General features: G+C 63.1%; 19 protein-coding genes. 2 read left to right on the forward strand and 17 right to left on the reverse strand.

Features of this window, described 5'->3' with window-relative positions; translation table 11 throughout:
* The first annotated feature begins 58 nt into the window (after positions 1-58).
* Both ASD58_RS24410 and ASD58_RS24415 read left to right on the forward strand, forming a co-directional pair.
* Positions 59-1,360: a hypothetical protein gene (locus tag ASD58_RS24410; protein ID WP_156401462.1), complete on the forward strand. Its 1,302-nt coding sequence runs from the start codon at positions 59-61 to the stop codon at positions 1,358-1,360.
* Between the two features lie 41 nt (positions 1,361-1,401).
* Positions 1,402-4,530, forward strand: a complete 3,129-nt coding sequence (locus ASD58_RS24415; RefSeq protein ID WP_057264010.1) for a TonB-dependent receptor — start codon at positions 1,402-1,404, stop codon at positions 4,528-4,530.
* Positions 4,531-4,584: 54 nt separating this feature from the next.
* Here ASD58_RS24415 and ASD58_RS24420 read toward each other — a convergent pair whose 3' ends face one another.
* The 17 genes from ASD58_RS24420 to ASD58_RS24500 all read right to left on the reverse strand — a co-directional run bounded on the left by ASD58_RS24420 (position 4,585) and on the right by ASD58_RS24500 (position 25,762).
* Positions 4,585-6,723 carry an exo-alpha-sialidase gene (locus ASD58_RS24420; protein WP_156401463.1) on the reverse strand — a complete coding sequence of 713 codons (2,139 nt, stop codon included), beginning with the start codon at positions 6,721-6,723 and terminating at the stop codon, positions 4,585-4,587.
* 183 nt (positions 6,724-6,906) lie between these two features.
* Entirely contained in the window at positions 6,907-7,836 is a 930-nt protein-coding gene (locus ASD58_RS24425; protein WP_057264014.1) for a GntR family transcriptional regulator, read from the reverse strand.
* A 7-nt stretch (positions 7,837-7,843) separates the two neighbouring features.
* A complete protein-coding gene (locus ASD58_RS24430; RefSeq protein WP_057264016.1) occupies positions 7,844-8,524 on the reverse strand; it encodes a FadR/GntR family transcriptional regulator in 681 nt (226 codons plus the stop codon).
* 11 nt (positions 8,525-8,535) lie between these two features.
* Positions 8,536-9,366: an amidohydrolase gene (locus ASD58_RS24435; protein WP_057264018.1), complete on the reverse strand. Its 831-nt coding sequence runs from the start codon at positions 9,364-9,366 to the stop codon at positions 8,536-8,538.
* Positions 9,363-10,484: a mannitol dehydrogenase family protein gene (locus tag ASD58_RS24440; RefSeq protein ID WP_057264021.1), complete on the reverse strand. Its 1,122-nt coding sequence runs from the start codon at positions 10,482-10,484 to the stop codon at positions 9,363-9,365. Before ASD58_RS24440 ends, ASD58_RS24435 begins: the two co-directional genes overlap by 4 nt.
* Complete coding sequence (locus tag ASD58_RS24445; RefSeq protein WP_057264023.1) at positions 10,485-11,495, reverse strand: zinc-binding alcohol dehydrogenase family protein; 1,011 nt, start codon at positions 11,493-11,495, stop codon at positions 10,485-10,487. It abuts the gene before it with no gap.
* Between the two features lies 1 nt (position 11,496).
* The gene (locus ASD58_RS24450) at positions 11,497-13,422 is read right to left on the reverse strand and encodes a glycoside hydrolase family 97 protein (protein WP_200951676.1); all 1,926 of its coding nucleotides are present in this window, start codon (positions 13,420-13,422) and stop codon (positions 11,497-11,499) included.
* Positions 13,423-13,430: 8 nt separating this feature from the next.
* On the reverse strand, positions 13,431-14,195 hold the full coding sequence (locus ASD58_RS24455) for an SDR family NAD(P)-dependent oxidoreductase (protein WP_057264025.1): 765 nt from the start codon (positions 14,193-14,195) through the stop codon (positions 13,431-13,433).
* Positions 14,188-15,507 carry an L-fucose:H+ symporter permease gene (gene fucP / locus ASD58_RS24460; RefSeq protein ID WP_057264026.1) on the reverse strand — a complete coding sequence of 440 codons (1,320 nt, stop codon included), beginning with the start codon at positions 15,505-15,507 and terminating at the stop codon, positions 14,188-14,190. Before fucP ends, ASD58_RS24455 begins: the two co-directional genes overlap by 8 nt.
* A gap of 34 nt (positions 15,508-15,541) precedes the next feature.
* The gene (locus ASD58_RS24465) at positions 15,542-16,408 is read right to left on the reverse strand and encodes a fumarylacetoacetate hydrolase family protein (RefSeq protein ID WP_057264028.1); all 867 of its coding nucleotides are present in this window, start codon (positions 16,406-16,408) and stop codon (positions 15,542-15,544) included.
* 36 nt (positions 16,409-16,444) lie between these two features.
* Positions 16,445-17,458 carry an aldo/keto reductase gene (locus tag ASD58_RS24470; protein WP_057264030.1) on the reverse strand — a complete coding sequence of 338 codons (1,014 nt, stop codon included), beginning with the start codon at positions 17,456-17,458 and terminating at the stop codon, positions 16,445-16,447.
* 13 nt (positions 17,459-17,471) lie between these two features.
* On the reverse strand, positions 17,472-18,677 hold the full coding sequence (locus ASD58_RS24475; protein ID WP_229210095.1) for a UxaA family hydrolase: 1,206 nt from the start codon (positions 18,675-18,677) through the stop codon (positions 17,472-17,474).
* Between the two features lie 14 nt (positions 18,678-18,691).
* Positions 18,692-19,027, reverse strand: coding sequence for a UxaA family hydrolase (locus ASD58_RS24480; protein WP_057264034.1), 336 nt, complete (start codon positions 19,025-19,027; stop codon positions 18,692-18,694).
* A gap of 12 nt (positions 19,028-19,039) precedes the next feature.
* Positions 19,040-19,369, reverse strand: coding sequence for an L-rhamnose mutarotase (locus ASD58_RS24485; protein ID WP_057264036.1), 330 nt, complete (start codon positions 19,367-19,369; stop codon positions 19,040-19,042).
* Positions 19,370-19,526: 157 nt separating this feature from the next.
* The gene (locus tag ASD58_RS24490) at positions 19,527-20,852 is read right to left on the reverse strand and encodes a glycoside hydrolase family 27 protein (protein WP_200951677.1); all 1,326 of its coding nucleotides are present in this window, start codon (positions 20,850-20,852) and stop codon (positions 19,527-19,529) included.
* A gap of 56 nt (positions 20,853-20,908) precedes the next feature.
* A complete protein-coding gene (locus tag ASD58_RS24495; protein ID WP_057264040.1) occupies positions 20,909-23,842 on the reverse strand; it encodes a TIM-barrel domain-containing protein in 2,934 nt (977 codons plus the stop codon).
* A 12-nt stretch (positions 23,843-23,854) separates the two neighbouring features.
* Entirely contained in the window at positions 23,855-25,762 is a 1,908-nt protein-coding gene (locus ASD58_RS24500; protein ID WP_057264154.1) for a glycoside hydrolase family 97 protein, read from the reverse strand.
* Between the last annotated feature and the right edge of the window lie 19 nt (positions 25,763-25,781).

The following is a 25,781-nucleotide window of genomic DNA, read 5'->3' on the forward strand; positions in this document are numbered from 1 at the left end:
TGCGGCGACAAGCCGTTCAAATAAATCATTAGAGGAAAAAATCATGAGGAGACAAGCAATGAGATCCCACGTTTCGGTGGCTGGATTGGCCTGCGTGACGCTACTGAGTGCCTGCGGCGGCGGCGGTGGCGGCAGCAATGGCACCAGCACCGCTGCCGCAACGGGCAGCAAATTCCAGTCGATCGATTTCGGCTATCCGGGCGCACGCTACGTGGCGACTGACCCAGCCCCACTGGCTGCGACGACAACTTCGGGACTGGCAATCACCTTCAGCTCCAACACGCCTGAAATCTGCACGGTGGCCGACGGCAAGCTGGTGCCGGGGAAGCCCGGCGAATGCTCGATCACCGCCAGCCAGGCCGGTGACGCGACGTATGCACCTGCCTCCTCGCAGCAACTCTTCAAAGTCCTGAAACAAGTCCAGACCATCACCTTCGATTCGCCAGGCTTCCAGGCCATTACCGCGCAGCCTGCGCCGCTGGTTGCCACCTCCACCTCCGGGCTTCCGGTCGCATTCACCAGCACCACGCCGGCAGTGTGCACCACTAGCGGCACCACGCTGACGCTGGTCTCCAAAGGGCAGTGCGGCCTGACTGCAAACCAGGACGGCAATACCAATTTCGCTCCAGCGACGCCGCAATCGGTCGCCTTCACCGTAGGGGACGCACCGCCGCCGGTATTGACCTTCCTTTCCGGCTTTGCATCAACCGGCGCGACGCAAGAAGGCGGCAACATCAACACCTGGGCCGGCAGCAATGTCGACGGCTGGTGGTGCAGCGACGCCAACTGGTGCGGTTCCGCCATCAGCGCCGACGGCAGCAACTACAGCTTCCATTACCTGATCCAGACCCAGGATCCCAAGCACGTCTTCAACGGCGGCGGGATCGGCGCATACCTCGGCTTCGGCATCATGGCCCCGGGCGTCGGAACGATCAGCACCACCGGTAACACCACCAGCGGCATCCAGGTCGGCAAGCAGACCACGCTGAAGTTCAAGCTGGGCCAAAACGCTGAATGGTTCAGCGCTTCGGCCAAGGACATCAAGGTCACCCTGGTGCTCGGCCACTTCGCCAACAAAGTATCGGACAACAACAAGGCTTGCAACGTGGCGCTGAACACTACCTTCACGCCCAAGGGTGCCTCGGTGCAAAAGTACGAGCTGGAGCTGGCCAGCTTCACCGCATTCGGCGAGAACTGCGGCCTGACGCAACTGGACGCGGCCACCGAACTGGCGACTTACCCGATCGTGACGATCAAGTTCGAAGCTGCCAACTCCAATGTGACGGTATTGAGCACCACCGCCACCAGCCCGACCTATCCGAACGAAATCACGCTGAGTGGTGCAGTCACCGTCCAATGACCAGGTAATCGAGCAAAATTTTCTTGAGGGAGTATGAAGTGATGCGGAGACATATTAAAAGAACCGCGCTGTCCATCGCGGTCGCACAAGCAGCGCTGGTCGTGGGCGGTGCAGCTTACGCACAGACCAACAGCCAGGCGCCGGGAAGCAATGGCACAGCGCAGGAAGCCGATACCACGCCGAAGATCGTCGTCAGCGGCCAGCGCGCGGCAATGCAATCGGCGCAGAAGATCAAGCAGTATGCGGACGAAATCGTGGACGCAGTGGTGGCGGAAGAAGCCGGCAAGCTGCCCGACAAGTCGATCACCGAGGTGCTGCAGCGCGTTGCCGGCATTACCATCGACCGTAACCGCTCGCGCGGCGACCCTGAGCACTTCTCCGTGGAGGGTTCGGGCATTTCGATCCGCGGCCTGACCTGGGGTTCATCGACCCTGAATGGCCGCGAAGCCTTCTCGGCCGGCTGGCCGGGCCGGGAGCTGAGCTGGGGCGACGTGCCGCCGGAACTGATGTCCGCCGTGATCGTGCACAAAAATCCGCCGGCCAGCCTGATCGAAGGCGGCGTCAGCGGCCAGGTCGACCTGCGCACCGCGCTGCCTTTCGACTACAAGAGCGAGAAGTTCGCATTCTCGGCCAACGGCAACTACGACCAGATGGGCAAGAAGAAGTCGCCCGGCGCTTCCGCCCTGTATTCGAAACGCTGGGACACCGGCAGCGGCCAGTTCGGCGCCCTGATCGACCTGTCCTTCAACCGCACCAACACCCACAACGACACCGTGCAGATGGATGCCTTCTATCCGCGCGACGACATCGTCAAGGGCCAGACCTTATGGGTCCCCAAGTCCGCATCCTGGCGCAGCAACACCGGTGAGACCAACCGCGCCGGCATCTACGGTGCGCTGCAGTGGAAAAACGACAAGGTGGAATCGGCCCTTACCTATTTCCATTCTGGCTACAAGGAACAAAGCGATGAATACGCCCTGTTCAGCGGCGTGGAGAGTGCGTACAAGTCCGCGCTGATCAATCCAGTCTTCGATGCCAATGGCGTGCTGCAATCGGCCACCTATACCTATCCGTTGGGCGGCCTGGGGGCCAACAACTTCGCAGCAGGCGGCCTGAATTTCAATTCCAACACCGGTTTCGCCGACCGCCGTTCGCAGACCCGCGAAATTGCGTGGAATACCAAGTGGAAGATCAATGATCACTGGTCGGTGCAGAATGACCTGCAGTGGGTACATTCGACCAACAAGAACTTCTCCACCAATATGGCGATGGTCACGTATGTGCCGAGCATGAATATCTCGACCACCGGCGTGCCTCCCCAGGTCAGCTTCGACCAGACTGCGCGCGACTTCCTGTCCAATCCGGGCAATTACTACCTGGACCACTTCATGCCCAGCCTGAGCAAGGCGTCCGGCGACCTGTACGCCTGGAAAGTCGATGCCAAGCTGCGCCTCGACCATCCTGTCCTGCGCGACCTGGCCTTCGGCATGCGCCTGACCGAGCGTTCGGCGACCCACATCAACGCCGGCGGCACCGGTTGGTACAGCGTGGCGCAGCCATGGAACGTCAAGACCACCAGCGTGCCGGGCCGCCTGCCAAACTCCACCGACATGCAGAGCTGGCAGAGCCGCGGCAGCTTCGGCTACCTGAGCGATCCGCGCTATGCCGCCCTGGTGCCTACCCAGATGTACAACTTCACCAATTTCTTCAACGGCAAAACCACCCTGCCGCCATCCCTGGTCATGCCGACCATGGCCTTCACCAGGGACTATCCTGGCGCCTACCAGCAATCGCTGCAGATCATGCAGATGCAATGCCAGGACGGCAACCAGCTGTATGGCACCAACAAGGATTGCTCGACCGCCGGCAACGACTGGAAACCGCTGACCTGGGACGGCGACCCAGCCAACGTCGGGCACCAGAAGGAGCGCACCCAGGCCGGCTACGTATCCGCACGCTTCGGCTTCGACGAATGGCGCTTCCCGGTGGAAGGCAATGCCGGCTTGCGCGTGGTCCGCACCAACACCACGGCCCAGGGCTACACTGTGTTCAAGCCGAACTACGGCAACGATCCGCAGCCGGAAATCCCGCTGTTCGGTGAAATCAACGAGCCGCTGCAAGCAAAGCACAACTATACCGACGTCCTGCCGAGCCTCAACCTGAAAGCAGACCTGACCGACAAGCTGCAGGCCCGCTTCGCGTTCGCCAAGGCAATGTACCGTCCGGGCTTCGGCGACCTGCGCGAGTACATCACGCTGAACCAGAACGTCATCAACAATGACAACGACCGCAGCGTGAAAAACATCACGTACACCGGCAAGGACGACGGCAACGCCAACCTGAAACCGATCACCGCCAACAGCTACGACTTGTCGCTCGAGTGGTACCCTGGCAATGGCTCGTCGCTGACCTTCGGCCTGTTCCATAAGAAGGTGCGCGACATCATCCTGCCGTCCGCCTTCACCCGCAGCTACAAATCCCTGGACGGCAACGAGCAGAGCTTCCTGATCACGGCGCCGAACAACGCAGCCAGCGGCAAGTTGAGCGGAGCGGAAATCGCCGGCCAGACCTACTTCGACCACGTGCCAGGCTTGCAGAACCTGTTGCCGGAATGGGCCAAGGGCTTCGGCATTTCGGGCAACTATACCTATATCCGCAGCAAGCAGAACCTGGACCACCCGTTCGACCTGAAATACTGCGCTGCGGCGGGCACGTTCAACAACAGCTCCCTGTCGCTGTACGGCTGCGACACCAACGGCCTGCCGTTCACCGAGCTGCCGATCATGTACTTGTCCAGGAATGCCTACAACCTGGCCTTGCTGTACGATCGCGGCCCACTGTCGGCACGCCTGGCATACAGCTGGCGCGGCCGTTTCCTGCAGGGCGTGACGGTCAACGGCACCCGCGGCGACGACGGGACCAGCGCCGATCCTGCCCGCGCAGGCATGAAGGACGTCAGCTGGGGGTTGCCGACCTGGCAGGAAGCCATGGGCCAGCTCGATCTCGGCATCGACTACAAGCTGACCGAACGCTTCTCGGCCAGCTTCTCGGCAACCAACCTGACCGATGTCGTGGTCAAACAAACGCAGCAGCAACACATCGGCGACATGGGGCGCGCCTGGTTTGAACCGGGCCGCAGCTATCGCGTCCAGTTGCGCTACATGTTCTAAAACTGTCCCACCTCGCTCCCGCCGCACTCCGAAAGGACTGCGGCGGGAGTTTTTTTACGGCCTGCCCATCACGATGCCGCGGCCTGCGGTGCTCATATACACAACACCGAAGGTATTCATGTCGCCTACGACGAACCGGCCATTGCCAACGCCGCCATACTGGTGCGCATTGTCATTGATGCGGGTCCAGTTCGCGCCGGCATCGGTGGAACGGAACAAGCCGACCACACCGCCCACCGTGCCCCAGATAAAGACCGTCGGATAATTGGCGCCGCTGGCAGCCTTGCCGAAACCGACAGCGCTGCAGTAGCTGACGTTGGCCAGCGTATTGAATTGCCAGCCGGAGCTGGTCGTCCGCGCCAGGCCGCCACCATACAGCGGCACCCAGATATCACCCTCGCGTCCCGGAGCGGCGCGGATCAGATCCGAACCCCAGCTGGCCAGCGTGTTGAACTTCCAGAACGAAGCGCCGGCATCGGTGCTGATCATGAAACTGCCATCGGATGGGCTATACACATAGAACTTGCTGGCATTGGCCGGATCGGCTATTGGGCGTGCATTGTTCACGCCCAGGCCACCCACCGCCGACCAGCTGCCACCCATATTCGTCGAGCGATACGTGGTGGTGGAATTCTCAGGGCTATGCAGCAAGGCCGAGCCGCTGGCCGACAAAGCCACCTGCCCTTTGCTGCCATTCATCGACACCTGGCTCCAATTCACCCCACCGTTGGCAGAAGTGTACATATTGCCCCCGACCCGCACCGCCAGGCTGGTGTTGGCGTCGGCCACCGCCAGCCCGGTGGTGGTGCCCATGCGCGGTTCGTACATCGGATTGGTATAGGTGGAGGTGTTGTAGTGACGCAGGCCATCGACATCGCCCAGCGCCGAGAGCAACGGGCCGCCGGGGATGCTCACCAGGTTCAAAGGCACCGTTTCTTCCAGGCCCTTGGTGTTGAAGGTCCAAGTGGTTGGCACGGCATCGATATCGCTGGTCTTGAAGATGCCATTGCCCGAGGTGACCCATACCGATTTGGTGTTGAACGGGTCGAAAGCCACTGTGCCGGCCCAATGGATGGAGCCGTTGCCGATCCAGCTGATGCCGCCATTGTCGCGTGCGAAGCCGCGCGCGATCACATCCGTCCAGCTGGCGCCACCGTTGGTCGTGATGTAGATGCGGTCGCCCCAGGCTCCTCCTTGCGCGGCGTACTGGTTGACGGTCGACGCCACCATGCGCTGGGAATTGTTCGGGTCGACACTGATGCCGCTGAACGCACGCGTGACACCGGCCGGAGTGATATTGGTCCAGGCCCCGTTTGCGATCGTGTACTTCCAGACCTGGCCGTTGTCCATCGGTTCCGTTCCCGACTGATTGCCGTGCGGTCCGGCGCCGTTGCCATACGTGACGATCAGGTTGCCTGCGCCGTCAAACGCAGCGCGCTGCGGCATCAGCCCCGAAGGCGCGCCCGACACGGCGGAAAACGAGGCGCCGGCATTGTCGCTGCGGTAGAAGTTCGCGCCCACCGAGCCGTAGCGCGACACGCCGACGAACAAACGCTGCGCCACCCCGCCCGACACACTGGACGGATCGGCCATGACGACGCTGATGCCGTTATCGTTCGGCGTGGTCGTCACGTTCAGGGCGCTGACCCGCGACCAGCTCGAGCCGGAATTGGTGCTCTTGAACAGGCCATTCCAGCGCGTACCCACGTACAGCACGTTGCTGGAGCCCGGGTCGACCACCAGGCGCTCGCCGTTCTGCCGTCCCATGCCATTGCCATGCGCCTTGAATTGGCTGCTCACGTCGATGGTAGTGAACGTCGCGCCATAGTCGGTGGAGCGCAGGATGGCGCTCTTGCCGCCGTTGAAATAGCTGATGCCGGCCAGCATATAGATATTGCGCGCGCTCTTCGGGTCAACCGCCAGCGATTCGACGCCGAGGTAGCCGGTCTGGTCATCGGCCACCCAGTCCAGCAGCGAGAACCAGCGGCCGTTCGCATTGTCCCAGCGGAAGGCGCCGCCGACGTCGGTGCGCGCATACACCACGCCCGATTCGGTCTTGCTCGGTATGACCGCCGACACGAATCCGCCGCCGCCGATGGCGACCGTGTCCCAGCTATAGGCAGCTGCCGGCTGCTGCGCCGCCAACAACACCGCCCCGCAAGCCGCAGCCTGGACGGCCGCGCTCCGGAGCATTGATTTGATCCACTTCATTTGATTTGTCTCCAATTGAATTGACTGCATGTGGAATAGAAGAAAAGCCTGAAGCCGGACTGGCTGCAGGCGCGTATCCCCGGCCGCCAGAACAGGCGGAGGGACGTTTAAAACATATAGGAAAGAGGGGGGCCGCACGCCAACCATGGCGCGCTTTGAGCTAAATCATTGTTGCCGTTGGCCGATTTCGTAATGCGCAGACTCGCGGATTTGGGCTGCTTGCAACAGGGTGCTGCGGGCGGAGGCCAGGTGGACACGCATGCCCTCCAATGCAGCCGCGGTGTCGCGCCGCGCCAGGGCCTGCAGGATATCCAGGTGCTCGTGCACGGCATGCTCATTGCGCGCCCTTTCCGTGCCCTTATCCCATTGGTAGTGGTAGTGGAAGACCAGCGACACGATGTCGTAGAAGTCCTGGGCAAAGCGGTTATGCAGGCTGCCGATCAGGAAGGTGTGGAAGTCGCGGTCGAGCGCCGGGAAATCCTGGTGACGGGCCGGCATCACGGCGCCGAGCTGTTCATGCCTTGCGATCAACCGCTCCAGTTCCGCATGGGCAGGATCGTCTGCCGCCAGCGTCGCAAAACGCTCGATCGCAGCCAGCTCGAACATCTGGCGCACCTCGGCCACTTCCATCGCAAATGCGCGGTCGAAGGCGCACAGGCGCCAGCCGCCTTGCGGTTTCTTGGCGATCAAGCCATAGCGCGAGAATCCGATCAGGAATTCGCGCACGCTGATGGTGCTGACCCCGGCCGCACGCGCCAAATGGGCCTCGGAGAATTCCGTTCCAGGCGGCCAGTCGCCTTGATAGATCAACTCCATCAGCACTTGCCGTACCCGTTCGGTACCGCTCTGCAAGTCGGCGACATCGAAATAATCCGCCTGCAGTGGCTTGCGCAGCAGGCGGCGTTCCTTCATGCCGCTGATCAGGCCCCGCTCGAAAAAGTGGGCGATGGCGCTGCGCACGGCGCTGCGGCTGCCCTCCCCCAGGGCTGCCAGCCGATGCTCGGTAGGCAGTGCTTCGCCCACCTCCACGCTTGCCGCGATATGGTCCAGCAGCACATTGACGCTACGCCTGGACACGGTCGGAGCACGAGCCATCGATGCCTCAGCCTCCCGACAAGGTGCGGTGCACGCGCGCCAGGTGCGCGCGCATCGCTTGCCGTGCAGCGGCTTCATCGCCCGCGGCAACGGCGCTGAAGATGGCGCGGTGGTCCGCCAGGGTGGCTTGGCCCAGTTCTTCGGTACGGTAGTGCTGCTTGAGCCTGTGGGCCATGGCGCCGCGCTGCTGCCACAGGTATTCAACTACTCCCAGCAGGGCCGAATTGCCGGCGGCATGCGCCAGGGCCAGGTGAAAGTTGCGGTCTGCAGCTTCATGGCTGGCCGGGTTGGCGTAGGTACGCTCCATCTCAAGCACTGCGGCCAGGATCGCGTCCAGGTCGGAGTCGCTGGCATTGCGTGCGGCTCTGGCCGCAACTTCAGCTTCGATCATGCGCCGGGCGGCCAGTACCTCGAACGGTCCGGGGCCCGACACCGGGTCCGCCGCCGGCGTGGCGCCGGTGACATAGACTCCGGAACCGCTGCGCACCTCGATCACGCCGCCGATCTCCAACGCGACAAAAGCTTCGCGCAAGGAAGCCCGGCTAACGCCCAGCGTGGCGGCCAGCTCCCGTTCGGCCGGCAGGCGAGCTCCCGTTCCAAGGCCCTGCTCCCGGATCAACTGCTGGATCCGATCCGCCACCAGCCGGTACAGGCGAGGCTCTGGTTTGGCGACTTCATTCGGCATCATCTGCTTCCGTTTCAAGCCATGCGATAAAAGCGCTGCGCATTCAGTCCCAGCACAGCCTGCCGTTGCGCTTCGTCCAGATGCGCCAGCAACTCGCCGCTGGCATCGAACCATGTGGCGTAGTCCGCCGCCAGGTTGAGCACCGGCCAGTCGCTGCCCCACAACACGCGTTCCGGCCCAAACGCCTGCAGGATATGGCAGGCAAAGGGCCGCAGCTGTTCCACCGTCCACCCGGGGCCGGCCTCGGTCACCATGCCCGACAACTTGCAGTGAACCTGCGGTTGGGCAGCCAGGCCCGCCATGTCCTCCATCCAGGACGCATCCGGCCCATCCCGCATGGCCGGCTTGGCGAGGTGGTCGATCACGATGGGAAGCTGCGGATGGCTGCGCGCGAATTCCAGCAAGGACGGCAAGTGGCGCGGCAACACCAGCGCGTCGAAACACAGGCCATGGCACTGCATGGCGGCCACTGCCGGCGCCAGGGCCGGGTCGGCGATCCAGCGATCGTCGTCCAGGTCCTGCAGCATGGGCCGCAGGCCGCGCAGCCTGGGGTGCGCAGCCAGCGCGGCAATCCGCTGCGGCGCATCGGGCGCCTTCAGGTCGGTCCAGCCGACCACCGCGCCGATAAAACTGTAGCGCTCCGACAGGTCCAGCATGAAATGGGTATCGGCCTCGTTGGGCATCGATTGCACCAGGACGGTGGCTGCGACGCCGTGCCGGTGCAGCAGCGCCCCCAGGTCCTCCGGGTAGAAGTCGCGGTAGATGGCCTCCAGTTGCGGCGGCGGCCAGGCGCCCGCACGCTCGGACAGGCGCCAGAAATGCTGGTGGGCGTCGATGCGCTTCATGCCGCCACGCCGCGTGCCAATGCCGCGCGCAATCGCGTTTGCGGCAGGTCCAGGCCCAACCCGGCCGCCAGGTCGAGCGCCGGCTGCAGGCGGCGGCGCTTCTTCTCTGCGTGATTCTGGGCGATATCGGCCAGCCGGTGCTCGAGGAATGGATTGCAGAAGCGGTCGCGGACCTGTGCCAGGTAGGCCAGGCTTTCCTCTCCTTCGCCCAGCGCAGCAAACAGCGGCAAGACTTCTTCTTCCCACACCGCTTCGAGCTCCGCACGCTGCGCAGGGTCGGCCATGGCTTCGCGCACGGTTTCACCGGCGGCACGCGCATCCTGCAGCCACCGTTCGGCCAGGAAGGTGTGTCCCAGGTTCAGCATCAGCAGCTTGCGGCGCTCATAGGGGGCCAGGCGGTCGGTCACCACAATTTGCGGATGCGTACACGGCAATACCATGCCCGGCTGCGACTCGATCGCCCATAAGGCATACGGTTCGGCCACGGCACCGGCCGGCTCGAGCGCCTGCGACACGATGCGGTCCACCAGGGAATTGACCCAGACACAGGAACTTTCCAGCCATGCCAGGAAGACGCCGTCCATCTGCCAGTTGCGCGCGAGCCCGGCCACCGTTTCGCGCAGGACGCTGCCGTTATTGGCAATCAGTTCGCACGGCATCAGCGTGACGGGCGCCGCACCGCGCAGGAAGCGCGCATGCAGCAATACTAGCAGCTTGGCCGGGAAGCTTTGCGGAACCTGCCCGTTTTCCAGCAAGTGCGCGCCATCAGCGGGATTCAGCTCGTAGCCACGGTCGCCCGTGTTCGAGACGATCACCTGCGCCGCCACCGCCGCTTCGACAACTTCCGGCCATTCCTGGCTGGCCTGCAAGGCGTAGGCGACCGAACCTACTTGCAGCTTGCGCTGGAACGGCGCGCCGCCCTGCCAGCCGCGAATCACGACGGGATAGGCGCTGCCTTGCCTGAAGGCGGCCGTCCGGCGCGCGCTTTCAGCACTGCTGGTGGTCTGCACCACCGTGACCCGGCCCAGCGCCGTGCCCTCTGCCAGCGCCTCGCTGATGAACAGGTCAACGTGCGCCTGCAGGAATCGGCTGGTGCCAAATTGAAGAATGGGGTGCATTCAGACCTCGACGATGGCCTTGATCACGCCGCTGGCCGGATCCATCCATTGCGGCAGCACGTCGATAAAGCCGTCCAGCGTTGTACGGTGCGTGTTCATCAATCCGGTCGGCACCTGTCCGGCCTTCATCGCCGCCAGCACTGTGCGGAAATCGTCGGCAGTGGCATTACGGCTGCCCAGCAGCGTGGTTTCGCGCTTGTGGAATTCGGGGTCGGCAAAGGAAATGCGGTCCAGCACGATCGATACCAGCACGTAAGTGCCGCCATGCGCCACAAACTCCAGGCCGCGTTCCATGGCTTTGACGTTGCCGGTGGCATCGAAGACGGCGTCGTAAAACTCGCCATCCGTCAATGCCGCCATCACCTGCTTGTCGCCCTCTCCCGCCAGCACCGTGTACGGCGCCTCGAGCACGTCGCGGCTGAACGCCAGGCGGTCCTCACGGGTATCGAGCACAGTCACCTGCGCGCCGTTCAGGCGTGCGAACAGCGTGACCGCCAGGCCGATCGGGCCTGCGCCGACCACCAGCACACGCTGGCCTTCCTTGACCGCGCCACGGCGAACGGCGTGGGCGCCGATCGCCAGGAATTCCAGCATCGCTGCCTCGTCAAGCGAAATGCCGTCGGTCTTGAATACGAACTGCGCCGGGAGCGCCAGGTATTCGGCCATGCCGCCATCGCGATGCACGCCCAGCACCTGGATGTTGGTGCAGCAGTTGGTCTTGCCCTGGCGGCAGGCCACGCATTTGCCGCACGACAGGTAAGGCATCACATAGACCTGGTCGCCGGCCGCCAGGCCGGAGCCTTCCGGCGCGCTGACGATCTCGCCCGACAACTCGTGTCCCATTACACGCGGATACTGAAGGAAAGGCTGGGTGCCGCGGAAAATGTGCATGTCGGTGCCGCACAGGCCGATGCGGCGCACCCGCACCAGCGCTTCGCCGGCAGCAGGCTGGGGGACCGGCAAGTCGCCCAGGCGCAGTTCGCCCGGCGCTTGGCATATTACTGTTTTCATCTTACTTTTCCTCTGAAATCGGTTCCAGGATCGCGGCCGCGCCGCCTGCCGGCGCCAGGTGCAGCGGCAACAGGTCGCCTGCCCTCACCAGGCGTTGCACACGCCGCAGTTCGTTGGGCGTAGCGACGTCTTCCCATACAGTGGCGCGGTAGCGCCCTGCTGGCAGGAAGCGCAGCGATACCTTTTCAGGCCACCCGCCCTTCGCTTCGTCAGCCGTCATCGCGCCGAGATACCAGGTGCGGCCCTGGCGCCGCGCCAGCACGATGTCGCGCCCCGGCGTTCCGGACACGAAGCGGGTCTCGTCCCAGGCCGTCGGCACGCGCTGGATGAAATCGAAGCCGGCTGCGTCGCGGTACGACTCCGGCGCGCCGGACACCATCTGCAAAGGACTGTCGTACACCACATACATCGCCAGGGCCTGCCCGCGCGTGGTCTGCGTCTGCGGGTTCACCTCGCGCACCCTGAAGCTCGCAGGCGTGCCGTTGTCAAAGCCGCCAGGGGTGTAGTCGAGCGGGCCGGCCAGCATGCGGGTGTACGGCAACATCAGGTTGTGACGCGGCGTGATCTTGCTGTCCATCTTGTTCCACTCCGCCCCCATCACGCCCTCCTGGGTGATGAAGTTCGGGTAGGTTCGCTGCAATCCGGCTGGAACATAAGCGCCATGCAGGTCCAGCAGCAGGTGGCGCCTGGCCGTGGCCTGCGCGATCTGGTGGTAGAAGGCGACAACGTCCTGGTCATCGCGGTTCATGAAGTCGACCTTGATGCCCTTGATGCCCCAGCGTGCATAGGTGTCCAGCACCTCGTCCATGCGGGGTGCGACATGCTCCCAATGCGCCCAGAGCAGCAAGCCGACGCCCTTGGCTGCGGCATAGCGCACCAGGTCAGGCATGTCGATGCCGTCGGCGGGGCGTGTGATGTCGGTGGCTGGATTGGCATCGCAGCAACCGCCAGGGCCGAATGCCCAGCCGGCATCGATCAGATAATACGGCAAGCCGGCGGCGGCAGCAAAATCGATGAAGCGCTTGTAGCTGGACATTTCCGGCTTCATTCCCACCAGGGGCCCCGACCACCAGTCCCAAGCCGCTTTGCCAGGGCGCACCCAGCTGAAGTCACCCTCCGGCGGAGGATTCAGGTTGCCGACCAGATGCGAGCCTATCAGGTCGCCGGCGCGGTTGCCCATCATGACTGCGCGCCAGGCCGTGGTCAGCCCGCCCTGGGACACGAAAGCAGGCGCCGGCCGTTTCGGCGGCGCGGACAGGCGGACATGCAGCGCGCCATTCTCCGCCACCAGTGCCGCGCCGGTGTAACCGGCCAGGTTGGCCTGCGTGATTGCATAGGCAGTATTCGCCGATGGCACGCTGCACACGACCGGCACGTCGTAAGCCTGGCCTGCACGCAACTGCGATACCCTGACACTGTCGAAAGGCACTTCGTGCGCCCCATCGGCGACCGATACCAGGCATTCGGGATCTCCGGCAGGGATGAAGGCCGTCCGCTCGCCGCGCAGGCGCACGGCTTCGGCGCCATCGATGCGGTAGCGGAAGGCGGCGCCATCGTCATACGCCCTCACGTCGATCAGCAGGCGCCGGCCAGCGCCGGAACGCTCCTTGAAAACCAGGGTGGTTCCCCGGTAATGGTCGCGCGCTGTCGCGGCCTTGGTGGCCACCAGGGGAATATTGCGGTCAACATTCACGTCCTCGCGCGATTCCAGCGCCAACGGACCAAATTCTGCCGCGCCATCGAATTCCAGCCCCAGCGGGGATGGCGCAATCACGGCTTTTCCGCCACGCGAAATCGCAAAGTGACCGGCATCTTCATCGATGCGGATGGCAACGCGGCCGTCCGGTGATGTCACCGTGGCCGGTGCCGCAGCGGCGAAAGCGGCAGGCAAGAGGACCGCGGCAATCGCCGCCGCAAGGGTTGTCAAGACTGGTTTCATGAGTTCAATGTGATAAAGCCGCCATCGATCGGATAATCGCTGCCGGTAATGAATGCTGCCGCGTCGCTGCATAGGTAGAGCGCCAGTGCCGCCACTTCCTCCGGCTGGGCCATGCGGCCGATAGGCTGGGTCTTCGACAGGCGCTCGAACATCTCGGCTTCCCTGCCCGGGTATTGGCGGGCCAGGAAGCCATCGACGAAAGGCGTATGCACGCGGCCGGGTGAAATCGAATTGCAGCGGATCTTGTCCTGCAGGTAGTCCTTCGCCACGGACAGGGTCATCGCCATCACGGCCCCTTTCGCGGCCGAATAGGCAAATCGTTCCGCCACGGCGACCCAGGCTGCCACCGACGCCATGTTGACGATTGCACCGCCGCCGCGCTCCCGCAAGCGGGGAATGGCAGCGTGCAGGCAGTTGTAGACACCTTTGACGTTGACGTTCATCACACGGTCGAAATCGGCCTCACTGGTGTTGTCAGCCTTGCCGATATGGGCCACGCCGGCATTGTTGACCAGGATATCGAATGGTCCTATGGTGCTAAATACCTCCTCCACCATTGCTTGCTGCGTCACGTCGCAAGGATGCGCCCGAGCGTCGCCGCCAGCCGCGTGGATTTCGGCGGCCACCGTGGTGCAGGCCTCGTCGCTGACGTCCACGATGTGGACCAGCGCTCCCTGGCGGGCGAACAGGATGGCAATCGCACGACCGATGCCGCTGCCGCCGCCCGTGATGACGGCTTTCTTCTGGTTCAGTTCAAACATGCTGCAATGCTCCGTCATTGGAAACGGCGGCCCGCGCGTCCTGCTCCAGCGACGCGGTGCGCGCGAACCAGGCAATCACGAAGAAGCAGAGCAAGGGGGCTGCATAGCCGTACTGAAGGTTGTGGGTGGCATCGCTGATATACCCAAACACCAGCGGCAGCACGGCGCCGCCGACGATGCTCATGATGATCAGGCTGCTGCCCATCTCGGTATCTGCTCCCGCGCCATGGATGCCGAGCGCAAAAATGGTGGGGAACATGATGGACATGAAGAAGGCAATGCCTATCACCGCCGCCACGCCAACCATGCCGCCGGCGAACATGGCCACGGCCGACAGTACGGCGCAGGCCAGCGCATAGGAGAACAACAGGCGCGCCGACGCGAAATACTTCATCAGCCAGGTGCCGGCGAAACGTCCGCTGACAAAGGCCAGGCCGCAGCCCCACCCCAGGTAATCGGCAGCCGCCACCTGTGAAAGCCCGGCCGCCTGCGACGCATACAGGATGAAAAAGCTGAAGACGCAGACCTGTGCGCCCACATAGAAGAACTGGGCTATGGCTGCGCGGCGGATGGATGGCTTGCGCATGGCGCGCAGCAAGGCGCGTCCGGTCGCCGTGGAAGGCGCCGCCTGGCCTGCACCGCTCCCCTCGCCCGCACCGACCGCCGGCATCTTGAGGAAATAGAAAATCACGGCGATGAGCATGATGACCAGGGCGATCGCGAGGTACGGTCCTTTGACGCTGGCCGCTTCCGCCGCAAGGGTCGCCCGGCGCAGGTTCTCCGGCATCGCCTGCAATTGCGCATCGGGCACCCCATCCACCAGGATCAGGCGGGCGCCGACTATCGGGGCCAACGTGGCCGCCAGGCCGTTGAACGATTGGGCCAGGTTCAGGCGCTGGACTGCACGGTCCGGCCGCCCCAGCATCGAGATATACGGATTAGCCGCCGTTTCGAGCACCGCCAGTCCGCAGGCAATGATGAACAGCGCAGCCAGGAAGACACCATAGCGATGCGTATCGGCAGCCGGCAGGAACAATAATGCACCGGCGGCAAACAGCGACAGACCGAAAATCATCGCCCATTTGTATCCAACGCGGCGGATCAACATGCCCGCTGGCAGAGCCATCACAAAATAGGCGATGAAGACCGCCGAATCCACCAGCGCCGATTGCAGCACGCTCAGGTTGAAAGAACGGCGCAGGTGCGGAATCAGGATCGGATCGAGATTATGGACGAAACCCCACATGAAAAACAGTGAGGTGGTCATCACAAAGGCAAAGGCATAGCTCTGTCGGCTGCTTGCTTCGGTCATGGCGGATGTCTCCGGAGAGTAGAGGGAACGGCGGTCAGCCGTCGATCAGCGCGGGGTCCCAGGCATGCACGGTCTGGCGTTGCTGGCCCAGACCCTCGATGCCAAGTACCATGCGGTCCCCCGGTCGCAGGTAGACCGGTTCGGGTTTCTGGCCCAGGCCTACGCCGGGCGGGGTTCCGGTGCTGATCACGTCACCCGGGTTGAGGGTCATGAAGCGGCTGATGTAACTTACAAGGTGTGCTACCGTGAACACCATGGTGCGGGTATTGCCGCTCTGGTAGCGCTTGCCGTTCACCTCCAGCCACATATCGAGGTTCTGGGGGTCGGGCACTTCGTCGGCCGTGACCAGCCACGGGCCGACCGGACCAAAGGTATCGCAGCCCTTGCCCTTGTCCCACTGGCCGCCGCGTTCAAGCTGGTATTCGCGTTCGGACAGGTCGTTGACTACGCAATAGCCGGCCACATGCTCCAGCGCCCGGTCCACTTCAACGTAGCGGGCACGCGTGCCGATCACCACACCCAATTCGACTTCCCAGTCACTCTTGACCGAATCCCGCGGCAGCACCACCGGATCGTTGCAGCCGATGATGGCGCTCGTCGCCTTGGTGAACAGGACGGGCTCCGACGGCACGTCCATGCCCGATTCTGCCGCGTGGTCGGAGTAATTCAGGCCGACGCAAATCAGCTTGCCGATATCGGCCACGATTGGCGCCATGCGCACCGGGCCTTCAACAGCCGGCAGGCGCGTTGGATCGACCGATGCCAGTTTGTCCAGTGTTGCGCGGCCCAGGCAATCCGAGGTCAGGTCAGGCAGCAAATCGGACAGGTCCCGCACGATGCCGTTCGCATCGAGCAGGCCGGGTTTTTCTTGGCCCTTCGGGCCGTAGCGCAGCAGTTTCATAATATCCTTGTAAGTCGAAAATAAGCGAGCCGCCTCTCAGGCAGCGTTCGGTGTCGGCGCCCCGCTGTCCAGCAAGCCGCGCCGCGCCAATTCCTGCCAGAGCCCTTCCGGCAATGCCTGGGCAAACCAGGCGGCGTTCTGGCGCAACTGTTCCGGGCTGTGCGCACCCGCTACACACGAAACGACCGCCGGATGGGCCATTGGGAACTGCAGGGCGGCGGCCTGGATCGGCGCGTCGAAATCGCGGCACACAGCGCTGATGGCATCGACCCGTGTGACGACCTCACTTGGCGCGTCTTCGTAATTGAACTTCCGGCCGCCGGCCAGGATGCCCGAGTTGAATGGCCCGCCGATCACGATGCCTACGCCGCGCCTGGCACATTCGTCCAGCAAAGGTTTGCGGGAGGCCTGTTCCAGCAAGGTGTAGCGGCCCGCCAGCAGCGCGCAATCGATATCGCAAGCCTCCATCGCATCGGCGACTGCGCGCCATTCATTGACGCCAAGCCCGATTGCGCCTACGCTGCCTTCCTCGCGCAGCTGCGTCAACGCGCGGAATCCGCCGCCATGCGTCAACTGCTTCCAGTAATGTGGGTGCAACGGTCCATGCGTGACACGTCCGATATCGTGCACATAGAGGATGTCGACGCGATCCATGCACAGGCGCCGCAAGCTATCCTGGTGCGAACGCATGATCCCGTCATAGCTGTAATCGAAGTAAGGCCGGAATGGCAGTGGCTGCGCCCAGCCGTTTTCGCCGGGCTGCACGCCGCTATCGAGCAGCATCAGGCGTCCCGCCTTGGTGCTGACCACAAAGCTGTCGCGCTCCCGCTCGCGCAGGGCGGCCCCCAGCCGGCGTTCGGACAGCGTATAGCCGTAGTAAGGCGCGGTATCGAAATAGCGGATGCCCGCGTCCCATGCGGCGTCGACCACCGCCTGCGCCTCCGCATCGCTCATTGCCTGGTACAAGCCTCCGAGCTGGGCGCAGCCAAGGCCCATGCCTGTCAATGCGATGCCGCTGCGCGGCAGCTTGCGGGTATCGCTGGCGTTCATGCCGGCCGCCGTGTCAGGCCCGCTTCAGCGGAAAACATCCGGGGCCGGAGGGCTCGAAATGCTTGTAGGTCAGGATGAATTCCTGATGGCCCAGCGCCTCCGAGCAGCTTTGCTCCCCGTTCGCCACGCGTGCCACCAGGTCGACGATCTCGCTGCCAACTTCCTGGAGCGAAGCTTCGCCGGTGAGAATGCGGCCCGCGTTCACGTCCATGTCCTCGGCCAGGCGCTCATAGGTCGCCGGGTTCGCGCACACCTTGATTACCGGTGCGATTGCCGAACCCACCACCGAGCCGCGCCCGGTGGTAAACAAGGTCAGGTGGGCGCCGCAGGAAATCAATTCAACGATTTCCGCGTTATCGGAAATATTTGGAAAACCGAAGCGCACTTCGCCGTCGGGCACCACGTCCAGCAGGTATAAGCCGCCGCCCGCGGGCTGGTCGCCCGGCTTCAGGATGCCGCTGATCGGCGACGCGCCGCTCTTGGCATAAGCGCCCAGCGACTTCTCTTCAAGCGTCGTCAGGCCGCCATCCGCGTTACCAGGCGCAAAGCTGCCGTGGCCCAGGACCGTGTAGTAGCGGGCCGCCTTGTCGACACAGGCCACGATGGCATCGCCCAGTTCCGGCGTGGCGGCACGCCTCTTCATGTGGAACTCGCAGCCGACCAATTCGCCGGTTTCTTCAAAAATGCAGGCTGCGCCTGCCGCAACCAGCTGGTCGAAAGCTACGCCGACAGCCGGATTGGCGGTAATGCCACTGGTGCTGTCCGAACCGCCGCAGATCGTTGCAACGACCAGTTCTTCCGCAGCCATTGGCACGCGCTCGTGCGGCGCCAGCGCGTCCAGCGCCCAGCGGACCCACTCCACCCCGTCAGCGACGCTGCTGCGGGTTCCGCGGTTCTGCTGGATGGTGATAGTGTGGACCGGCCGGCCGCTGGCGGCCGCTTCATCCTGCAGCCCGCTGCGATTGAAGCTTTCGCAACCGAGCGAGACGATCAACGCCGCGCCCACATTCGGGTGGGTCACAAGTCGCTTCATCATCGTATCTGCATATTCGTTTGGATAGCAGCCAGGGAAGCCGATCAAGTGCACTTCCTGTCCGTGGAATGCATTGACGATCAGCCGCGCTACGTGATGGGCGCATTCGACTGTGTAGGCTACGGCGACAATATTGCGGATGCCCTTGCGGCCGTCGGCGCGCAAGTAACCCGACAGTGCAGGCATGTTTGTACTCATGTTCAGTGGCCGCTTCCGATAAAGACATGGGCGTCCGCGCCCAGTGTGTAGGTAGGCAGGTAGTCGCTGGCCAGGTTATGCGTGTGCAGCATGGCGCCGCGCGCGACTACAGCAGTGACGCTGCCGATCAAGGCGCCGTAGCGCAGTACTTTCTCGCCAGGCTGCAGCGCATGGCGCGCCACCTTGTAGCCGAGGGGGATATCTTCAGGCAGGGTCACCGCCACACCGTCGATGTCGACGATATCGCCGGCAGCCAGCGCCGTGCGGGCAATCAGGCAATTGTCTTCAGGCGACATGAGAAGCAGTTGCGGCGCGTTTGGTGGAGTACTGTTCAACATGGCGCGCTCCTTTCAATCCATATGGAAGACGGATTCCGTCGTCGCCCAATGCTCACCCTCGGCGCGGCTGGCCAGGGGCAACTGGCAAGGGCCGCAGAACGTCCACCAGCGCTGGGTCTCCGCATCGGCAGCGATCAGCTTCATATCGGCCGCGAAGTTGGCGCCGTGGTATTCCCAGTAGCCGAACAGGAGGTTCTCGGGCTCGCGCAGGAAAATGCTGTAGTTGCGCACATTGGCCTGCTGAAGCTTCGCCAACACCTGCGGCCAGACAGCTGCATGCAGCGCCTTGTATTCCGCGATCTTATCGGCGGCGATCCCGATCACCATCCCCATGCGCTCCATTCCGGCTCCTTGTGTACGTCATATATTTCGTCCAATGCAGCCATTGTGCAAACAGCGGCAACAGCCGGCAATTGCTAAAATCACCAAGGAGCGGAACGATATTTCGCACGGCAGCGCGAGGGCGCGCGCTGCCGCCAGGCGGAGCCCGCGCGCAGGCTCACGCCGTGATGCGCAACAGGGCAGAAGCGTGAGGTGCGAGGGCCTGGCGGATCACACCGTGCGCTGGCGCCAGGTCCTTGCGCTGCCACAGGTCGCGCAAGGCGACGGTCTTGTCGCCCAGGTTCAGCCGCGACAGGTCGAATGCGACGTCCACTGGCGCATCGCCGGTGTTGAACAGGGCAAGGTAGTGTGAAGCATTGCTGCCGTTCGGCTGCGCACTCCAGATCCGGATACCCGGCTCGGCCCGGTGCGGCCGGTTTCGCTGGCTCTTTTTGTGCATTGCCAGCACTTCAGGATTGGTCAGCAGAGCCAGCGTATGGCTGTCCAGGCTACGCAGGTCGCCGCCCATGATGAGGGGCGAGCGGGCGATGCTCCATAACGTCATCAGCGTCTGCTGTTCATCCGGCGTGAATTTCGTGTCGCGCTCGCCCAGTGCGAGGCGTCCAAGCGGCAGCATGTCGGCGTCCGGCCAGGAGTTCTCGCCCATGACCGGGTTCCAGTTTTCGAGGCGCTCAAACTGCTCCTTCAGCAGCTTCCACTCGTCCCAGAAGTCGTCCGAGATGCGCCACATCTGCGCGTAATGCGGTACGTGGCCGGCCCATTTGAGATCGGTCTCGCCCGGCGAAATGCTGAGCGTGATGGCCCGTCCGGATGCCTGGATGGCCTTGTGCGCGCCTTCGATTTCGCGCCAGTTCTTGTGATAGGGACGGGCCAGGTCGTCCATCTTGACGAAATCCACACCCCACGAAGCATACAATTTGAAAATCGAGTTGTAGTACTCCTGCGCCCCCGGTTTGGTCATGTCGATGCCGTACATATCGCCGTTCCATTCGCAAATCGAACTGGTATCGGCAATATCCTGTGCCCTCAGGCTGGTGCCCAGGATCGGCGTATTCATGCGCACTGCCTGGCGCGGGATGCCGCGCATGACGTGGATGCCGAACTTCATTCCCATGCGGTGAATCTGGTCCGCGAGACCCTTGAATCCCTTGCCGCCCGCGGCCGACGGGAAGCGGTTCGGCGCCGGCAGAAGGCGGCCGTATTCATCCATCGTCAACTCGGCATCCTTGCGGTATTCGTAGCTCTTCGCATTCGGCTCATACCATTGGATGTCGACCGTGAAGATGTCGTATCCCGACGGCAGCAGCTTCTGCGCCATGATGCGGGCATTTTCCAGGGCCTGGGCCTCGGTGATAGTAGTGGCAAACGAGTTCCAGCTGTTCCAACCCATCGGCGGCGTGGGCGCGAGAGGCGCGCGGGCGGCCGCCCTTGGCGTTGTCGCCAGCGCGGCGGCTGGCAGCGTTGCCGCGGCGGCCGTGGCCATGGAAGTTGTGATGAGTCGTCGGCGAGGTAAATTAATCATGGGATCTGGGAATATGGTTAAAACTTCACAATCATGGATTTGCCGTCGTAACGCACGGTACGCGTGGCTTGTGCAGCCGTCAGGCCCCTGCCATTGCCCTGGTCGACCAGCACCAGGTTCAGGGTGCGGCCCTTCACCATGCCAGGGAAGCTCCCCCTGCGGGCGCCGATGGCCAGGGTCTTGGCCTTGTCGTTCCAGCTTAACTTCACGCGGGCAGACTGGCCCTTCTCATAGGCATAGGTCTCGTTATCGTCTTCGTATAGCGTAAAACTGCCGTCGGCGCCCGGATAGATGCGGATTTCATAAGGAGCCTCGGGCTGTTCGGTGGCATATTGGAGCTCGGGCCCCATTGGCAGGATGGCGCCGGCGCGCACGTACAGCGGCACAATATCAAGCGGCACATCGCGCTCGACGGTCTGGCCGCCCTGGTAGCGCTGGTTGGTCCAGAAGTCGTACCAGGCGGTCCCCTTCGGCAGGTAGGTGCGCAAGTTCGCGTCGATCGCCGGTTTGGATTCAGCCAACGCACGGATAGCGCTCGGCGTGCGCCAGGCAAGGCGCAAGCTACGGTCGGACGTCGCCTGGAAGTACTCGAGCTTCACCTTGACGTGCTGGCCCTTGTGCAGCGCCACGCGTTTGCCGGCCAGCCGTTTGCCGCCGTTCTCCCAGCGTTCCAGGACGACAGCATCATCGAAATACAGGCGATAGCCGTCGTCACCTTCGACGCCGATCTCGTACTCGCCGTCTTCCGGTACTTCCAGCGTGCCGTTCCAACGTGCCGAGAAGTCGTCCAGCTGGCTCAAGCCCGCGGGAATTGTGGCAAGCGGAGGAGCCGGCCATGAGTGGTCGATGGCCTTGTCGATCACTTTACCCTTCGGGATCTCGAAATTGCGCCCTTCGAAGTACTGGCCCGCCAGGCCGGGCTGGCCATCCGGCGTGCGCAGGAAGTCGCCCGGGATGGTCGCCGGCGGTGGCGGCTGGATGCGATGCATCGGCCGGGTGACCGGGTGCACCAGCAGCGAGGGGCCGAACATGAAGGCATCGTTAATGGCGTAAGTGTCCTTGTCGTCCGCAAAGTCCATCGGCAAGGCACGCATCAGCGTGTAATGGTCGCTGGTCACCCTGGCGCTCAAGCCGTAAGTGTACGGCAGCAAACGGTAGCGCAGGTGAGCGGCGTCCAGCAGGGACTTGTAGACTTCCGCGTCGAGCGACTTGAAGATGTAGGGTTCGCGCTCGATATCTGTGCCATGCACGCGCATGATCGGGTTGAACGCGCCATACTGGAACCAGCGCGCGAACAGCTCGCGATAGGCCGGGTCCTTCTCGCCCCCGGGATAATCACGCGCGACGAAGAAGCCGCCGGTATCCTGGGTCCAGTACGGGTTGCCGGTGATGGTGACGTTGACGCCGCCGCTCACCTGCTTGCGCAAGGTGTCCCAGCTCGAGAAAATATCACCCGACCACGATGCAGCTGCAGTACGCTGCGCGCCAGCCCAGGCCGAGCGGGTCAGCGTGAACACGCGCTTGTTGCTGGTGGCGCGCTGGCCATCGTAAGTACCCTGGGTGGTCAGGAGCGTATAGGGGTTCAGGTAGCGGCTGAAATCACCGAGCGCGTTCTTGCCCAGCGACTTGATGTCGGCTTCATTCTTGCCCGCATCCCAGGCGGCGGATCCGACTTCCACTTCGGTGCCGTCCATCCACAACGCATCCACCCCTTTGTCGAACAGGCCGGACTTCGCGTGCTTGAAGTAGATCCGGCGCCCTTCAGGGCTGTAGGCATCGTAGACACGCGCCTTCTGCGATATCCAGTGCAGCGGTTCGAAACGCAGGCCGTGCTGGTCAAGCTCTTTGCCCAGCGCCGTGTCGTTGCCCACCGATGGCCAGATCGAGACCATCAGCTTCAGGTTCATCTTGTGCAGGCTGTCCGTCATGGCGGTCGGATCGGGATAACGCACCGGATCCCACGTCATGCCGCTCCAACTGCCATCCTTGTCGCTGCCCCAGTACTGCCAGTCCTGCACAATGTAATCGAGGGGGAAGCGCTCCTTGCGGAAAGCCTGCGCCACTTCGACCAGGCGCTGCTGGGTAGGATAGCGTTCCTTGCTCATGAACAGGCCGAAAGCCTGCTTCGGATACATGGGGGCGGCGCCGGTCAGGCGGCGGTATTCGCCCACCACATCGTCCATCGAACGGCCGCCCATGAAATAGTAGTCAACGCCACCGGGAGCGCTTTCGGCCCACAGCCTGGCGCCTTCTGGACCGTCCCGGAACCGCATTTTGGAATAGGTATCCCATAGGATGCCATAGCGCTCCGAGGACATCATGACAGGAATGATGATGCCCAGGTTGGTCTGTACCAGCAGCAGGTCCTGGTTGCGGCGGTTGACGGCGTCGCTGTCGGTGTAGCCGAAGCCAAAGATCGCTTCGTCCGGTTTCAACGTGAACCGGTTCTCCACCTCATACGACGGCGCCCCTGAAATTTCCACCGTCTTGATCGACTGCGGTTGCTGCGACTCGCGCGTGTACAAGCGCCCTGACCCGTCCATGAAACTCAGGGCCCCTGTCTTGCGGTCGATGGCAATGCGCAGCTTCGCGCTCTTGATGGTCAACGTGTCCGCGCCCTCCTCCAGCTCGAAGGCCACCGCACCTGGCTTCTCCACCACTACCAGGCTTGGGCTGGTCCAATGGTTCGCACCCAGGTTGGCGTTAATGCGGACCGTGTCAGGCCCATAGAAAATCACGTTTTTCGTCACGCCGGCGGCACGGAACTGGACGCCGTTCTGCAGGCGCACGTAAGCAAAGCCTTCGTGCACGCCTGCGGCGAAAGGCACCGCCAACAGGTGTCCATTCTTATCCAGGCCACTGCTGGCCCGTTCCACCGCGCCGGCTGGCACGCACCAAACAATGGCCAGCGCAATCGAAGCAGCCAGTACGGTTCTTGGCAGATGCTTCATGTATCCTCTCAATCAGCGGAATACCGCAACAAAGCCGCCGCGCGGCTTGATCGTCACGCGGGCCTTGCCGGTGGCAAGTTCTTTCTGGCTGAATTCGCGATCTCCTGCGCCGTCGCTGATCATGGTGCCTTTGCGATTGCCGATGAAGGAGAGGTCCAGCTCGACAGTGCGCTCGCTCTTGTCGGCATTGATGCCCGCCACATACCAGCTGCCGCCGGCCTTACGTGCCACGACAACGTGCGAGCCTGGATAGCCGGCGAGGAAACGGCTGTCGTCCCAGCGGCGCGGCAAGTCGCGCAGGAAACCGCGGACATATTCCGGCACCGCGGACATCCCCTCCGGGATCTCCGCGAAGTGCTGGATACCCGACAGGAACAGGACCGACTCAGCCAACTCGAAACCGTTGCGGGTGGAGCGCTTGATGTTTGGCTTGTCGCCAAATACCATCGGCGTGAAATCCATCGGATCGAACAGGTTGCGGATCATGGCTGCATTCACTGCATGGCCGGCCACTACGTCTTCATCCTTCTGGTCGAATGTGGTGAACTCCAGGCCGCGGATAGCCTCGGCCGTCATGAGGTTCGGGTAGGTTCGCTCCAGGCCGCGCGGCAGCGTGGCGCCGTGGAAGTTGACCAGCAGGCCGGCATTGGCGGCATCCTTCAGGATGTCGACGTAGTACTGGATCATTGAAACGCCATCGGCGCCGAAGAAGTCGACCTTGATGCCCTTGATGCCCATGTCGCGCAGGCGTCCGAATTCCTTCAGGCGGGCATCATGTGTCAGCAGCTTGTTGCGCGGCGTCTGCGGCGCAGTATTCCAGTCGCCGGCGGAGTTGTACCACGCCAGCAGGCTCACTCCCTTGGCTGCGGCATAGCCGGCCAGTTCGGCCATCTTGTCGTAGCCGATCTGCTTGTCCCATTCGGCATCGACCAGGGTGTAGTCCCATTTCATGTCCGCCGCATAGTCGATGAACTTCTTCTGCACGTCGTAAACGGTGGCCCCGTCCTTGAGCAGCGGCCAGCTCCAGGACGCATGGCCAGGTTGCACCAGCTTGGCATCGAACTTGACGGCCGGCGCCGCCAGGTCGGTGCCGAGCGTGGAATTCATCACGGTCCCAAGCGCACCCACCGCGACCACGCGCCACGGCGTTGCAAACGTGCCTTTGGTTTCAGCCAGCAGTCTTCCCTTGGTGAAGACTTCCTTTGGCGTCGGCCCGTCGATGCGGTACACGCCGCCGGGCGACGCGGTCGCCAGGCGCGACGCGTGGAAGCTGCCATCCATATTCGCTTCCGTCAACGCTACCCAGGTATCGCCGCTGCGGAACAGCGCCGGGAACGCCCAGCCGGATTTCAGCGGAGCGGCCTGTCCGACAGGAACATCAAGCAGGTAATGCTCTTCATAAGACGGGTTGGTTTTGCCCCAGCCGGACTTGGCCACCGCCAAGGGCTGCAGGAAGGCGCGCGTATTCTGGCCGAAAGCAAAACCGGAGGCCTCGCTGACGAAACGCTTGACCGGAATCGCTGCGTCAGCAACCACGTAGCGGAAGGCCACGCCGTCGTCGGATACGCGGAACGCCACATCCATTTTGTTGCCGGCGGCATTCACCAGCGAATACACCTGTTCATTGGCGCGGTACTGGATGTCGCGGCGTTTGCCGACCGCCATCTCGTATTGCTCGGCAACCGGCTGCACCGGCGACGTATTCACCAGCTTCAGGCCGCGAGCGAAGTCCACGCCGGCCAGGTTCAGACCCAGTGGCGACGGCAGGAGCACAGGCTGGCCATTGCGCTTGACGCTATAAGACAGGGTCTTGTCCGGATTGACGACAACCGACACGTCCAACTGCTTGTTCGGGCTTTCGAGCGCCAACGCGGCACCGCTGGCCAGGGTCAATCCAAAAATCGCACTCAGTTTCTTCATCTTCATTTTTCTCATTATC

The sequence above is a fragment of the Duganella sp. Root1480D1 genome (assembly GCF_001427305.1).
Lineage (GTDB): Bacteria > Pseudomonadota > Gammaproteobacteria > Burkholderiales > Burkholderiaceae_D > Rugamonas.

Excerpts from the sequence above, each read along its gene's own strand:
- ASD58_RS24410 (WP_156401462.1), top strand. The coding sequence starts at position 59 with ATGAGATCCCACGTTTCGGTGGCTGGATTGGCCTGCGTGACGCTACTG.
- ASD58_RS24415 (WP_057264010.1), top strand. The coding sequence starts at position 1,402 with ATGCGGAGACATATTAAAAGAACCGCGCTGTCCATCGCGGTCGCACAA.
- ASD58_RS24420 (WP_156401463.1), bottom strand. The coding sequence starts at position 6,723 with ATGCTCCGGAGCGCGGCCGTCCAGGCTGCGGCTTGCGGGGCGGTGTTG.
- ASD58_RS24425 (WP_057264014.1), bottom strand. The coding sequence starts at position 7,836 with ATGGCTCGTGCTCCGACCGTGTCCAGGCGTAGCGTCAATGTGCTGCTG.
- ASD58_RS24430 (WP_057264016.1), bottom strand. The coding sequence starts at position 8,524 with ATGATGCCGAATGAAGTCGCCAAACCAGAGCCTCGCCTGTACCGGCTG.
- ASD58_RS24435 (WP_057264018.1), bottom strand. The coding sequence starts at position 9,366 with ATGAAGCGCATCGACGCCCACCAGCATTTCTGGCGCCTGTCCGAGCGT.
- ASD58_RS24440 (WP_057264021.1), bottom strand. The coding sequence starts at position 10,484 with ATGCACCCCATTCTTCAATTTGGCACCAGCCGATTCCTGCAGGCGCAC.
- ASD58_RS24445 (WP_057264023.1), bottom strand. The coding sequence starts at position 11,495 with ATGAAAACAGTAATATGCCAAGCGCCGGGCGAACTGCGCCTGGGCGAC.
- ASD58_RS24455 (WP_057264025.1), bottom strand. The coding sequence starts at position 14,195 with ATGTTTGAACTGAACCAGAAGAAAGCCGTCATCACGGGCGGCGGCAGC.
- fucP (WP_057264026.1), bottom strand. The coding sequence starts at position 15,507 with ATGACCGAAGCAAGCAGCCGACAGAGCTATGCCTTTGCCTTTGTGATG.
- ASD58_RS24465 (WP_057264028.1), bottom strand. The coding sequence starts at position 16,408 with ATGAAACTGCTGCGCTACGGCCCGAAGGGCCAAGAAAAACCCGGCCTG.
- ASD58_RS24470 (WP_057264030.1), bottom strand. The coding sequence starts at position 17,458 with ATGAACGCCAGCGATACCCGCAAGCTGCCGCGCAGCGGCATCGCATTG.
- ASD58_RS24475 (WP_229210095.1), bottom strand. The coding sequence starts at position 18,677 with ATGCCTGCACTGTCGGGTTACTTGCGCGCCGACGGCCGCAAGGGCATC.
- ASD58_RS24480 (WP_057264034.1), bottom strand. The coding sequence starts at position 19,027 with ATGTTGAACAGTACTCCACCAAACGCGCCGCAACTGCTTCTCATGTCG.
- ASD58_RS24485 (WP_057264036.1), bottom strand. The coding sequence starts at position 19,369 with ATGGAGCGCATGGGGATGGTGATCGGGATCGCCGCCGATAAGATCGCG.
- ASD58_RS24490 (WP_200951677.1), bottom strand. The coding sequence starts at position 20,852 with ATGGCCACGGCCGCCGCGGCAACGCTGCCAGCCGCCGCGCTGGCGACA.
- ASD58_RS24495 (WP_057264040.1), bottom strand. The coding sequence starts at position 23,842 with ATGAAGCATCTGCCAAGAACCGTACTGGCTGCTTCGATTGCGCTGGCC.
- ASD58_RS24500 (WP_057264154.1), bottom strand. The coding sequence starts at position 25,762 with ATGAAGAAACTGAGTGCGATTTTTGGATTGACCCTGGCCAGCGGTGCC.